This window comes from Xenorhabdus szentirmaii DSM 16338, from assembly GCF_002632585.1.
Taxonomy (GTDB): Bacteria; Pseudomonadota; Gammaproteobacteria; order Enterobacterales; family Enterobacteriaceae; genus Xenorhabdus; species Xenorhabdus szentirmaii.
Map to the genome: position 1 here is coordinate 1 of NZ_NIBV01000047.1, position 443 is coordinate 443.

At 49.4% G+C, this 443-nt stretch carries 1 protein-coding gene; it reads right to left on the reverse strand.

Annotated elements, in window-relative coordinates; translation table 11 throughout:
- Nucleotides 1-248 (reverse strand): helix-turn-helix transcriptional regulator (locus Xsze_RS21570; RefSeq protein ID WP_143707625.1); only part of this gene is annotated, 248 nt, incomplete at its 3' end.
- Nucleotides 249-443: the final 195 nt, after the last annotated feature.

Here is a 443-nt window from a genome sequence, read left to right on the forward strand (position 1 = left end):
GCTTTCGGCGCTTCGAGTCCGACCAGCGCATCAATACTCATCTGTAATGCCTGAGCAATTTTAACCACCGTATCCAGCTGTGGCACAGATGAACCCCGTTCCCAACGGTTATAAACCCGCCGATTTACCGTCAACAGATCCGCCAGTCGCGCTTGTGTCATTTTGCGTGCTTCCCTTGCTTCACGAAGTCGAGTTGCAAAGATCTCCATACCGTTCTCACTTAGCCAGTTTTGAAATGATATGGTCATTGTAACCCTCCCTCTAAAAACCCCTTGACGGCGTACACATAATAGTACTTTAATAATGCCACTTCAATGTCTATTGACAGGTTTTTTAAAGGACTATGACATGGCCCGCATTCCCGATGCAGAATTACAGCACCTGAAATCCGCCGTCTCTTTAGCTGCCGTTATCGAGCAGCAGGGGCGGCAGCTCACCCCGCG